The 12,961-nt window shown below is 53.8% G+C and carries 9 protein-coding genes; 2 read left to right on the top strand and 7 right to left on the bottom strand.

Features of this window, described 5'->3' with window-relative positions:
* Positions 1-9 precede the first annotated feature (9 nt).
* Positions 10-1,092: a histidinol-phosphate transaminase gene (gene hisC / locus NOC_RS14735; RefSeq protein WP_002813500.1), complete on the top strand. Its 1,083-nt coding sequence runs from the start codon at positions 10-12 to the stop codon at positions 1,090-1,092.
* Between the two features lie 83 nt (positions 1,093-1,175).
* On the opposite strand, the gene NOC_RS14730 is transcribed toward hisC, so the two are convergent.
* Both NOC_RS14730 and NOC_RS14725 read right to left on the bottom strand, forming a co-directional pair.
* Positions 1,176-2,054 (bottom strand): SDR family oxidoreductase, encoded by an 879-nt coding sequence (locus NOC_RS14730; protein ID WP_011331060.1) that lies wholly within the window; start codon positions 2,052-2,054, stop codon positions 1,176-1,178.
* Positions 2,055-2,082: 28 nt separating this feature from the next.
* A complete protein-coding gene (locus NOC_RS14725; protein ID WP_002811885.1) occupies positions 2,083-3,252 on the bottom strand; it encodes a DesA family fatty acid desaturase in 1,170 nt (389 codons plus the stop codon).
* 265 nt (positions 3,253-3,517) lie between these two features.
* On the opposite strand from NOC_RS14725, the gene NOC_RS14720 reads away from it, so the two are divergent.
* Positions 3,518-5,068, top strand: a complete 1,551-nt coding sequence (locus NOC_RS14720) for a bifunctional GNAT family N-acetyltransferase/carbon-nitrogen hydrolase family protein (RefSeq protein WP_002813870.1) — start codon at positions 3,518-3,520, stop codon at positions 5,066-5,068.
* A gap of 251 nt (positions 5,069-5,319) precedes the next feature.
* Here the strand turns inward: NOC_RS14720 and NOC_RS14715 are convergent, their stop codons facing one another.
* The 5 genes from NOC_RS14715 to NOC_RS14695 form a co-directional block, all read right to left on the bottom strand.
* Positions 5,320-6,996, bottom strand: a complete 1,677-nt coding sequence (locus NOC_RS14715) for an ABC transporter ATP-binding protein (RefSeq protein WP_002812906.1) — start codon at positions 6,994-6,996, stop codon at positions 5,320-5,322.
* 30 nt (positions 6,997-7,026) lie between these two features.
* Positions 7,027-8,214, bottom strand: a complete 1,188-nt coding sequence (locus NOC_RS14710; RefSeq protein ID WP_002812746.1) for an ABC transporter permease — start codon at positions 8,212-8,214, stop codon at positions 7,027-7,029.
* A 3-nt stretch (positions 8,215-8,217) separates the two neighbouring features.
* On the bottom strand, positions 8,218-9,594 hold the full coding sequence (locus NOC_RS14705) for an ABC transporter permease (protein WP_002812968.1): 1,377 nt from the start codon (positions 9,592-9,594) through the stop codon (positions 8,218-8,220).
* 18 nt (positions 9,595-9,612) lie between these two features.
* Complete coding sequence (locus NOC_RS14700; RefSeq protein ID WP_011331058.1) at positions 9,613-11,469, bottom strand: peptide-binding protein; 1,857 nt, start codon at positions 11,467-11,469, stop codon at positions 9,613-9,615.
* Between the two features lie 551 nt (positions 11,470-12,020).
* The gene (locus NOC_RS14695; protein ID WP_002813513.1) at positions 12,021-12,380 is read right to left on the bottom strand and encodes an RNA recognition motif domain-containing protein; all 360 of its coding nucleotides are present in this window, start codon (positions 12,378-12,380) and stop codon (positions 12,021-12,023) included.
* Positions 12,381-12,961 lie beyond the last annotated feature (581 nt).

Genomic DNA, 12,961 nt, shown 5'->3' with positions numbered 1-12,961 from the left:
AAAACTCTAATGACAAAAGACCGGGTTGCCCAATGGATTCGTCCCGAGATACAGCGACTCTCTGCCTATCGGGTCGCCGATGCAGCGGATTTAATCAAATTGGATGCCATGGAAAATCCCTATACTTGGTCGCCGGAATTAATAGAGGCTTGGCTGGAGCGGTTGCGGCAAGTCAGCGTTAACCGTTATCCAGACCCACAGGCTCGCAGCCTCAAGCTTCGTCTCCGGCAGTATCTGGCCCTGCCGGAAGACATGGAGATGATTTTGGGGAATGGTTCCGATGAACTGATCCAGATGGTGTTACTGGCCGTGGCGGGGCCAGGGCGATCTGTGGTTGCGCCCGAGCCCACTTTTGTCATGTACCGGCAGATTGCTGCTCTACTGGGGCTGCAATATCAGGGGGTAGCTCTGCGGGAGGATTTTTCTTTAGACTTACCGGCAATGCTACAGGTTATTCGGGAGCGGGTGCCAGCAGTTGTCTTTATCGCTTATCCCAATAATCCCACTGGTAATCTCTTTTCCGCTGAAGAATTGCAAGCCATTATTGAAGCTTCTCCTGGGCTTGTCATCGTGGATGAAGCCTATAGCGTGTTTGCAGGTGAAACCTTCATGCCCCGGTTGGAGGACTACGATCATCTCCTGGTCATGCGAACGCTCTCTAAGATTGGCCTGGCAGGTCTCAGGTTAGGGATGTTGATGGGAAATCCAGCTTGGATCAAGGAGCTAGAGAAAGTACGGTTACCCTATAATATTAACCAATTAACCCAAGTCAGTGCCGAGTTTGCTTTGGAGCAGCCGGGGGGGTTAGATGAACAGGCCCGGCTCATCTGCAAGGCCCGGGCGCAGCTGCAGAGGGCTTTGCAACAGTTACCGGGGATTCAAGTTTATCCTAGCGATGCAAACTTTATTCTTTTCCGTACTCCCCCCCATCAGGCTGAGGCGATTTTTACTGCCATTAAGGAACGGGGGGTCTTAATTAAGAACCTTTCCGGCCAGGGTGGCCTGTTAACGGATTGCCTCCGGGTGACCGTAGGCACGGCAGATGAAAATCACGCCTTTTTGAAAGCGCTAAAAGCTGGGCGAAAAAACTGATGGCCCGACTTTTACTTTTTTCCATTCCCCGCGCCAACGACCAAGCATGATAATAGCTTGCAAGGCGGGGCTGATTGTCCCACTTATTTAGAAATCCCAAGAGCGGCGGGTAGCCCCGTCTCTAACGTCGGATAGCGGAGTTTTACGCCGAGTACCGTTTTCATCTTCTGGTTGTTTAAGCGGCGGGACTCATTTAAGTACTCCAGCAGCTTCGGGGAGAAATTCCGCCGTGCCTCGGCCAGACTGACACAGGGTGGGCGGGGTAAGCCCGCTGCGTCGGCTAGACGGTAGAGATAGTCCGTCATGCTGGTAGGTTCATCGTCGCTGACGTTGTAGATGCCTGCAGGTATGCTGCTTTGGCCCGCACGCACGGCAATGGTGGCCAGATCGTCGGCATGAATGCGGTTGCTCCACGGCGCCTGGTCTGGACAGACGACCGGATTACCCCGGCGCAGGCGCTCTAGTGGCAGGCGGCCGGAGCCATAAATTCCTGGTACACGCAGGATGATGAGGGGGAGGGCGTAACGGCGGGCGAAGAGCCTGAGTTGCTGTTCGGCATCGACCCGGCGGCGGGAGCGATCATTACCGGGATGGACTGGGCGAGACTCATCTACCCAGGCGCCCCCGCAGTCGCCATAAACACCCGAGGTGGAAATATAGACGATGCGCTGGGGAGGCGCCTTCTCCAGGACTTTGAGTAGGTGGCCCGTTCGAGCATCGGAAGCTCCAGAAGGAGCAGGCGGAGCAAAATGAAACAGGAGTGCTGGTTTCTGGGGCATGTCATGCAAAGTCTCCGGCTGGTCTAGATCGCCAGGAATGGCGCAGCACCCTGCCGTGTCGCGAGGGGTTCGGATCAGGGCCGTCACTTCGCTTCCATCGCGCTGCCACAAGGCTGCGACTCGCTGGCCTATGTCACCGAAGCCAACAATGAAGGCGGGCATTCTAGAAGGGGTGGAAACCATTTATTTGATGAAGAGAGTCCAACAGTTTCTAAGCTTGCTGAAGAGAATAGCCGCGCAGGGAGAGGGCGAAGTCCTGCAAGGCTTTTATCCCGGATTCCTCGGCCTGGCGGCACCACTCCTGCAGGGCATACAATAGCGCCTCCTGGCTAGACCAAGCCTGGGACCAGAGGGCCTGGAGCTGCTGGCGAAAGCGATACACCGTCTCCAGGCGCTGATTATCCTTGAGCATGGCGCTCAGCTCCTGCTGGGCCTTGGCATCCATCAACGCCTCATGGCGCAGCAACCAGTTACGGGCCCGCCGGTACAGCGCGTTGCCTGAGAAATGAGCCGCCTCCTCTTGGAGTACCGGAGCCATCACCTCCCGCCCATAGGCGGTCAACAGGCGGAAGCGGTGAGCCACCACGGCCCTGAGCGTGTCCACATCCACCCACTGCTTCCCGGGCTGGATGAGCAGCTTGGGGGCTACCTTTTTCACCCGGGCCAGCTTCAACGCCGCCAACACCCGAATGTAGAGCCAGCCGATATCAAACTCATACCACTTGGAAGAGAGCTTGGCGGAACTACCATAGGCGTGGTGGTTATTGTGCAGCTCTTCCCCCCCAATCAATATCCCCCAGGGGAGTAGATTGGTGGAGGCATCGGCCACCTCATAGTTCCGATAGCCCCAGTAGTGGCCCAGTCCGTTAATCACCCCCGCCGCAAAGAAGGGAATCCAGTGCATCTGAACCGCCCATATCACTAAACCCGCTACACCAAACAAGCCCAGGTTGATGAAGAGCATCAGCACAATCCCCGCGTAGCTATGTTTCGTGTAGAGGTTGCGCTCAAGCCAATCATCCGGGGTGCCATGGCCATACTTCTCCGTTACCTGCGGGTCTCGGGCCGCCTCCCGGTAGAGCGAGGCGCCTTGCCATAGCACTTTGTGGATACCCACCCTCCGAGGACTATGGGGGTCTTCGGCCGTCTCGCATTTGGCATGGTGTTTACGGTGCACCGCCGCCCATTCCTTGGTCACTATCCCGGTGGTCAGCCATAGCCAGAAACGAAAGCAGTGGCTCACCGCCGGATGCAACTCCAGCGCCCGGTGAGCCTGGTGGCGGTGAAGATAAACCGTCACACTGATGATGGTCAGGTGGGTCAGGACCAGCGTGACCGCAAAATAGCCCCAAAAGGACAATTCTAAAACTCCAGAAAACATGTATTCAATTCTCCGATTTGATGTATAGAGCAATCATTGGACTGTTTTTGAGCAAGAAAAGTCAAAAAATAATTTCAATTATCTTTTTAAGGGCACGGATAAGAGGAGTCTTAAATTATATTTTCTTAAATTTTTTCCGGCTAGGGTGAGAAAATAGATCAAAATTTTATGGCTGTGAAGAAAAATTAGCCATGTTATAAATCTCGCCTATAGGTTATGGTCCTATTCCATCTTTTCATTATTTTATATTTGTACTGTTAAGTCCATGAGCATTGAAATTCCTTCTGATCTCCATCTTAAGCTGCGCAACCTTGGGGCGGGGGATCTCCATCAGCTTGAAGCATTGATGGAAAAAGTCTATTCCGACATCGGTGGCGCTTGGCCCCGGGAGTCTCTTTTATCTTTGTTTAAAGAATTCCCAGAGGGCCAGATTTGTATCGAAGGCAATGGTCAAGTAATTGCAGTCGCTTTGACTGTGCGTTGCAGTTATGAACGTTTCAGCCGGGTCCATACCTACCAGGATTTAATTGGGCGGCGGGAGCGTATTCGCCATAATCCTAAGGGCGATGCGCTGTATGGCATGGATGTCTTTGTCGATCCGGATTACCGAGGTCTTCGGCTTGGGCGCCGCCTTTACGACGCCCGCAAGGATTTATGCCGAAACTTAAACTTGCGGGCGATTTTGGCTGGCGGCCGCATCGTTAACTATCATCGCTACACGGAAAAACTGACGGCTACGGAGTATATTGAAGCGGTGCGCCGGAGGGAAGTCCATGATCCCATTCTAAGCTTTCAGCTTGCCAATGATTTTGAGGTCAAGCGGTTAATGAAAGACTACTTGCCCGAGGATGAAAAATCCCGCGGTTTTGCCACGTTGCTGGAATGGAACAATATTCTCTATGAACCTGAAGGACTTGCGGCGGAGGAAATTCGTAAATCTGTAGTGCGGATCGGCATCGTCCAATGGCAGATGCGACTCACCAACTCTTTTCAGGCTTGGCTGGATCAGGTAGAGTTTTTTGTGGATTCCATGGCGGATTATCAAGCCGATTTTGTGCTTTTTCCGGAATTTTTCAATGCGCCCCTTATGGGCATGGGCGATCAGGAAGATCAGTTTAGCGCCATTCGGTTTTTGGCCCAGTACGCTACCCCTAGTTTGGAAGCCCTTTCCCATTTCGCCGTCACTTATAATATCAACATTATCGCTGGCAGCCTTCCGGTCTTGCAAGGCGATACGCTTTATAACAATGCATACTTATGTAGCCGTGACGGCACGGTGGATATGCAGCCCAAGATTCATATCACGCCCCACGAACGCCGCGACTGGGTGATTCAAGGAGGAAGTACCCTGCGGGTATTCGATACCGATGCGGGACGCATTGGTATTTTAATTTGCTATGACGTGGAATTCCCAGAGTTAGCGCGGTTTCTTGGAGAGGAAGGCATGGAAATTCTTTTTGTGCCCTTTTGGACCGATACTAAGAACGGATTTTTGCGGGTGCAGCGGTGCTCCCAGGCGCGGGCCATTGAAAACGAATGTTATGTTGCCATCGGCGGTAGTGTTGGCAACTTGCCTCAAGTGGAAAATGTCGATATTCAATACGCTCAATCAGCGATTTATTCGCCTTCGGATTTTGCTTTTCCCCACGACGCCATCATCGCCGAAAGTACGCCTAACACCGAAATGGCCTTGATAGCTGATTTAGATTTGGACAAATTAGTTCAGTTGCGACACGAAGGCTCGGTCACCAATCGCAAGGATCGTCGCCCTGATCTCTATCAATTATGTTGGCTGTCCGAAAAAAATAAAAGTTGACAAAGCAATTATTAATGATAATAATTATCATTATAGTTGCATTTTACTCGACCTCTAGTGCTTTTAAGCCAGCAAGCCACGGATTTGTGGCATTCTTCTCCACTTGGCGCTTGGCCCAGTAGGTGACCTACTGGGCCGTTTTTTTAAACGGGTATTTCCTCTCCGCGCTTAATTGGGCACCCTCAGAAAACCTTGATGTTCAAGGCGCCCCTCTCATGAGCACAGCCAGCACCTTTAGCTTCACCCCGAGCTTATAGGGGGACTCGCGGTACCGCCGCTAGCAGTTTTTGTGTATAAGGGTGAGTGGGTGCCCGGCAGACCTGGTCCGTAGGGCCTTGTTCAATGATACAACCATCCCGCATTACCGCAATTTGGTTGCTAAGGTATTCTACTACGGCGATGTTGTGGGTAATAAATAACAGGGTGAGGTGGCGTTCCCGCTGCAACTCCAATAGCAATTGCAGGATTTCCGCTTGTACCGATACGTCTAGGGCGCTAGTGATTTCATCGCAGACAATAAACCGGGGCTCCAGCACCAGGGCCCGGGCGATAGCGATACGCTGGCGTTGACCACCGGAGAACTCGTGGGGATAACGCCACAGATGATGGGTCTTGAGTTGAACTCGCTCCAGCACAGCACTAGCCTGTTCGAGACGTTCCTCGCGGGAATCGCCGATGCCGTGGACTCCCATGGGCTCAGTTAAGGTTGCTGCAATGGAGAGGCGCGGATTGAGGGAGGACATAGGGTCCTGAAAGATGATCTGCAGCGTTTGCCGGTAACGGCGCAATTCCCTGGGCTTCAATGCGGTTAGATCGGTGCCCGCGTAATGAACTTGGCCGCTGGTAGGCTCTACCAGACGGAGTATGGCCCGCCCCAGCGTGGTTTTGCCACAGCCCGATTCGCCCACCAGTGCCAGAATTTGCCCGGCTGGAATAGCCATATTTATCCCATCCACGGCCCGGACATGATCGACTACTCGCCGTAGTACTCCCTTACGCACAGGGAAATGGACCTCCAGGTTGCGCAGCTCCAACAGGGACGGTTGCTTAGTGCCGGTATAGGAGGGCGGCGCATCTATGCCGCTCTCCCTTGCCGAGGTTCGTTGGCGCCGCTTAAGATTCTCGGGCAGGGCAGCGAGGAGCTGGCAGGTGTAGGGATGCTGGGGGCGGTACAGAATCTCATCCAGAGTACCTGACTCGACGATTTTCCCTAACCGCATCACCGCCAATCGGCGAGCCATCTGGGAGACCACCCCAAAGTCGTGGGTAATAAATAGGATACCCATATTTCGCCGTGTTTGTAGCTCACGCATCAAGCGCAGAATTTCAGCCTGCACGGTGACATCCAAGGCCGTGGTGGGTTCATCGGCAATGAGTAGGTCCGGTTCGCAGGCCATGGCCATGGCAATCATGACCCGCTGGCGCTGGCCGCCAGAGAGCCGATGGGGATACTCGTCAATGCGGAGTTCTGGATTTGAAATTTGCACCTGGGCCAAGGCGGCCACGGCCCGTTCCCGCGCCTCCGTCTCCTCCATACCGGGGAAGTGGAGTTGCAAAGTCTCTATGATTTGCTCGCCCACCGTGAAAACGGGGTTGAGGGAGGTCATGGGCTCCTGGAAAATCATGGCGATGCGGGCGCCGCGGATCTTTTGCTTGCGGGTCTCTGGCAGGCGCAGCAGATCCACCGGCTCATGGCGCTGTTTATCCTGCCGCCAATCGAGCAAGATGCGCCCTTCAGGATGGTGGCTAATGTCCCTGGGCAATAACTGGATCACTGACAGGGCGGTGACCGATTTGCCGCTGCCCGACTCCCCAACCAAACAGAAGGTTTCGCCCCGTTCAATGGTAAAACTTATTCCATCCACCGCCTTAACGGTTTCGCCGCCGGCTTGGAGGTAAGTTTTCAGATTTTCGACTTGGAGTAACACAATACTTGGCTAGCTTTGGCGTTCCAATGGTTACGATTTCTTCAGGTAGGGATCGATGGCATCCCGGAGGGCTTCGCCAATCAAGTTATAAGCAAATACGGTAAAAAAGATAGCCCCTCCAGGAAAAGCCGCCATCCACCAGTTGAAGGTGGAGGATTTCACCGCCTGGTTGAGCATCTGTCCCCAGGAGGGATCGTCCACCAAGCCTAGCCCCAGAAAGCTCAACACGGCTTCTGCAAGAATGGCGGAGGCTACGCCAAAACTGGCAGCCACCAAAATGGGGCCAATGCCATTAGGCAGCATATGCCGAAATAAAATAGAGCGCAGGGGCAGTCCACAAGCCAAAGCGGCCTGGACGAAGTCTTGTTGCCGGAGACGGAGGAACTCGGCCCGTACATAGCGAGCGTAGCCTGACCAACTGGTGAGGCCGATGATGACCATAAGCAAGTATAGACTACGCTCAAAAAAAGCGACGAAAGTAAGCAGGAGGAACAGGGTGGGGACCGCTTCGAAGATTTCTACCAGGCGCATGCCGATAATATCCACCACCCCGGACAAATAGCCCATTAGGCCGCCAATGAGGATACCCAGGAGCAAGGCGATACTGGTGGCGACAAAGCCGATACCGAGAGCGATACGCGAGGCATGGATCATGCGGGCCAGGACATCCGCGCCGTTTTCCCCGGTCCCGAACCAGTGATTCGCTTGGGGTGAGGCCAGGGGCGGTTGCAGTCCAGTTTCTCCCCGGTCCCGTTGATAGTCTTTAGGAGAATAAGGGATAGGGGCGTATAGGACCCAATCGTAGTCCCCAGCTGCCTCTTGTTGTCGGTATTGCTCATAGATAGCAAGGGCTGGTGGCTGCACCAGTGCGGTGCTCAATACCCCGGCAAGAATCAGCATACTCCCCACTCCACCCAGCCAGGCGCGGAACGAGGCCCGCGCCAGCGCCAGGATAAGGGCGGTGAAAAATAAAGCCAATAAGGTTACATCAGCGGGGCTAAGGTAACGCAGTAGGGGGCTGTCCATCTGGCCGTCTTGACTGAGCAACAGGGGGTGGCTGCTGGCTAAGAAGGGGGCGAATACGGCCAGGATGCCCAACAGCCCGATCCAGGCTAGCCCCAGACGTGCTCCCCACTGGGTGAGCACTTGGCGCGTTACCTGGGCCATATAGCTCTGGCCCCGCCGTGGTGGCGGCGGTGAAGAGGCAGCGCGACTCATGGTTTAGTCATAACTTACGCGGGGATCGGCAATCGCGTAACAAAGATCGGCGATGAGATAGCCGGCTAGGGTTAACAGGCCACTGATAAGGGTAATAGACAGTACTAATTCCCGGTCTCGGGTTTGGACGGCCTCTACCGCCAGCTTGCCCATTCCCTCGATGGAGAAGATAGACTCCACAATAACTGAACCAGCTAGCAAGCCAGGAAGAAGCGTGGCTGAAACGGTAATAAGGGGAAGGAGGCTGTTGCGAAATACATGCTTCCAGAGCACCGTATTTTCGGCTAGACCCTTGGCTCGGGCGGTACGGGCATAGTCAGCCATGAGATTTTCCAGTACGGCGGTGCGGGTGAGTTTGGAAAGAAAGGCGAAACCACTATAGGTTAGGCACAGGACTGGCAGCACCAGGTGCCAGAGTCGATCCAGCAAAAAACCACGCACAAACTCCCCATCTCCCCCTTGGGCAGCAACAGTCAAGCCTAATCCCGCGCCCAATAACCCTAATAATCCCAGACGCAGACCAGCGTAATCCGTATAGCCGAGTCCTCCAATTATCAGCGCAAGCAGCACCCCGAGGGAAAGACTCATTCCCAAATGGGGGTGGGGTAGGCCAGCGCCCATCCAGAACCCCAGGCCCATCCCCAGCCCGGCTAACAGGCCAACCCGAAGCAGGCGGGGCGCTTTCGCCAGTCCGACACCCGCGCCCGCGCCCGCCACGCCAGCGACGAGCAGAAGAGCCGCTTCCCCCAGGGAACCCCAGTGGGGCAAGAAGGGCATGTCCAGCGCTTCGCGGGTGTTTAGACCGGCCGTGGGAAACCAATGCCAGTATTGATTGCTGGCAAAAAAGCCGATCAATAAAACTCCAGTCAGCATGACGGGGACGGACCATAGTCCTAATAGCAAAGCGCTGGAGCCTACATCGAATACTTTGCCCCGCTCAGTAGCGGCACGGACCCCAACGGCAATCGCCAAGGTGTAGATAAAAGGCAAGGAAAGGATGTTGAGCAGCAAGGTGATAGGCACCCGCTCCTCAATCAGCTCCAGCACAGGCCGGCCGTAGCGGAAGCTGGTGCCCAGATCGGAGCCCTTCCAGAGGGAAAAACCGCTGATATGGTTTTCCTCATCAAAGGTAAATCCTGCGGGGGAGGCATTGTTCAGCCACCGCAGATACTGGATGGCTGGCGGTGAATCCAGACCGTACAGTTGATTGTAATAGTCTTCTAATGCTTTTTTAGCCTGGGGTTCCAGATTTTGGCCCTCGATGAGGCTTTGGGCGCTGATGCCGCCGGGGGAAGCGGCCATTACAGCGAATACCACCAGGGTGATGCCCAGCAGGGTCGGAATCATCAGGAGCAGGCGGCGGATGACATAGGTAGACATCGCGGCGGATACCCTAGCTTAGTAAGTATACTTCTGCTTGGATTCCGGGACGTACGCCTCTACCGGGGTCATGCCCAGATTTAGGCCCAAACGGGTGATTCCCAGATTGTGCATACGCTGGTCCACAAATACCAATGATTTACGCCGCATCAAGAAAGTATAGGGCTGGTCTTCATACAAGATACGCTCGCAGGCTCGCCACAGGGGCATACGCTCGGTTTCATCCACTGTCGCCCGCGCTTTTTCAATAAGTTCGTCCAGTTCTGGATTTTGGTAAGCAATGAAATTATCGCCGCCGGCTACGGTTTGGCTGCTGTGGAACATTTGATAGATATCGATTTCCACTCCACTGGTCCAGCCCAGGGTGATAGCATCAAAATTCTTTTTGCTAATTTGATCCAGCATGACCGACCACTCGGTGGGTTTGGGCTCAAGCAAAATTCCGGCTCGGGCGTACAGATCCTTAAGGAATAGCACCTGACGGCGGGTGTCATCGGCATCCTGGAAGAACACCAGTTCAAAGCGGAAAGGCTGATGATTAGCATCTTCCAGAACTCCGTCCCCGTCCCGGTCGGCGTAGCCCGCTTGTGCCAATAATGTTTTGGCCTTAGCCAGATCGAAGGGCCGGGGGGTGAGGGTGGAATCATGCTGAGGGCTGTCGGGGTTGAATGGACTGACCGCCGCTTCTCCATGGCCCAGCATGATTTGTTCAATCATGCTGGCGCGATCAGTAAGAAAGGTCATGGCCTGGCGGACCCGTCGATCAGCAAAGCGGGTAGGTTTGCCGTTTCGCTCCTGGTTCCAGGCAATGTAGCTATAGCCCGCTGCGGGACTCCTGTATTCAAAATGCTGGGTGCGCGCCGCCAATGCCTGATCTTCCCGCAGTTTTTGATACTCCAGCGGGCGGGCACTGTAGATATCGATATCCCCGTTGCGGAAGGTGGTCAGGCGGGCGCTGTCATTGGCAATCACCTTCCATAGCAGTTTGTCGAAAGAGGGCTGCACCGGCCCCCAGTAGCGGGGGTTGCGTTCCAGCTCCACCAGACCTTGATCCGGAGTCCAGCCTTTAGGATCTGGGAGGCGGTAAGGACCGGAGCCAAGTAGTAAGCCTTTGGATTGGTTAAATTTTTCCGGCTTCTCCAAATAAGGTTCGTAGAAATGTTCGGCCAAGATGGCCAAGCCACCGGCCAGAGCCAGACTATTAAAGTAGGGTTCCTTGAATTTGAACTCCACCTGGTAGGGGCCCAGGGCGGTGACTCGCTCTATTTTTTCATAGTAAGCCCGCTCCCGGGGCGCGGCAATAGCGGGATTCATGATAAAGGCGAAAGAGAAGGCCACGTCCTCGGCAGTAAGAGGTTCGCCATCGGAGAAAGTGAGTCCTTCCCGTAAGTGGAAACGAAAAACCAGTCCATCCTCGCTGACTTCCCAATCCCGGGCTAGCAGACCTTGCCAATCCAAAGTTTCCGGGTGGCGTGTCAGCAAGGATTCCAGTATGTAGCCTTGGACTTCGGCGGCATAGGCATCGGTGGAGACGAGGGGAGTCAAGGTCGTCAGTCCCGCGCCAAAAGCTTGCACGAACCAGTCGCCGGGATGGTAATCGGGTTGTTGGGTAGCGGCATAGGCGCGTTGGAATGCGGGTGGGATAATGGCCGTATCCTGATTTCCCATGGGCGCTAGGGTGAGCCCGCCGCCTGTGCCGCGTAGCAGATCGCGCAGCCCGCGTAAATCCCGGGCCTGCTCAGTCAAAGTTTGTTCCATTTCAGCGAGCTTGAGCCATTGCCGATCAACCATATACATGGTGAGCAGAATGAGAAGGGCCAGCAGACTCAGAAATAGAATCAGAAAGAAATCTTTAACCGTAAATCGTCGCGCCATAAGAGAATTCGAAAGATTAGTTTCAATTAGCTATGAGGCAGCTTTGAATAGGATGTTGACATTATTTCTGCTTCATTGATAGTTGAAAATTTGCGATGGTTAAAAATCATAAATATTTCATCACGCGGAGACTGCCTGCCTTAGCTGGCACCTGCCTGCTGTAGGCAGGGAGGAAGCGTGAACCCTTTCACAATCAGCCTTTAACTTTTCGGGACGGTTTACAGACGCCCACGCCTGCTATGCTCACCCCCAATTCGAACGTGCCTTAAGGGGCAATAGGCCGGGTTAACGCACTCAGTTTGCATCTTATCGTGCGCTTACTCGTAGTGAGTACACTATCACTAGTGTAAGGCGCAGTCTACCGAGAGGCGGATTTCCTCCGCTCCTTGAAAAGGGGGACCGCCTGCTTGTTGCAGACAGGGGCTCTCCAGCCGCTAATTTTATGAAAAATATATTGTTTATGTTCGAGGAGGAGCGCCCGCAAAAAAACCCGCCTGCCGCGTTGGCGGCAGGCGGGCTGTTTCTACTCCAGCTCGGTTAAAAACGCCTCGTTAGAAACGTCTTTGACGGTCACCGAAGCCATCATTGCGGCGAAAGCCTCCGTTGTTGCTGCTTTCGTTGCGGGGGCGTGCTTCGTTAACCACGACTTGCCGACCCTTGATATCAGAATCATGCATTTCTTTAATGGCTGCTTCAGCGTCTTCTTTGCTCGCCATTTCGACAAAACCAAACCCTTTGGAGCGGTTAGAGAATTTGTCTACGATTACCTTAGCTGAGGAAACCTCACCATAGTTCTCAAAAGCTGCTCTTAGATCTTCATCCGTTACTTGATAGGAGAGATTTCCAACGTAAATATTCACTATAAAATATTCCTGAAATTCAAAAACCGTGCCATTTGTCATAAATACCATCGAAATCCTGACTAATGGCACATAAATCAAGATTTGATGTGGGCAAGTAAAGTACTCCACACATCTCAAGCCCATATACATATATTAGTCTAAGATGGAAGGGTTGACAAAAGAAATTTTACTATGGTTCTATTCGGGTAGCCTTCTCCTACATGCAGGCGTGGATTAAGTTGCCTGTGCGGCAGTGAATCACGAGTGGTGGTTCTACCTCTCAACTTCAGGACTTACGCAAAGCTCATTTTTAGAGAGGGGTTTTTGATTTGCTTAATAAGGTGGTCATCCAATAAACCGTGCTTGAGCTGATAGACAGTCTGTGCGGTTTGTTCGGCGAGCGCTTTGAGTCTGATTCAGACCAAGGACGCGCAGCCGATGTGATTGCGCTGAATGGGCGCCTTAGGGCATGGGCGGCGCTCCAGCCCGGTGAGCTCTTTGTCTTCGCGGTGCAATAGCCTTGATCTTCCAACGCAAGCCGCACACTTGTTGTGGGGCTTGCGTGGAATTCTGATGCACCATCGCCCTCGGGGTCTTAAATGTAGCCATTGATGGCATCGTGGTTCAATCTCTCGCAGTGACCCGCAAAG

Source organism: Nitrosococcus oceani ATCC 19707, from assembly GCF_000012805.1.
GTDB lineage: Bacteria > Pseudomonadota > Gammaproteobacteria > Nitrosococcales > Nitrosococcaceae > Nitrosococcus > Nitrosococcus oceani.
Note: the sequence above shows the minus strand (reverse complement) of the source record. Positions and strands in the feature narration are given on the sequence as shown.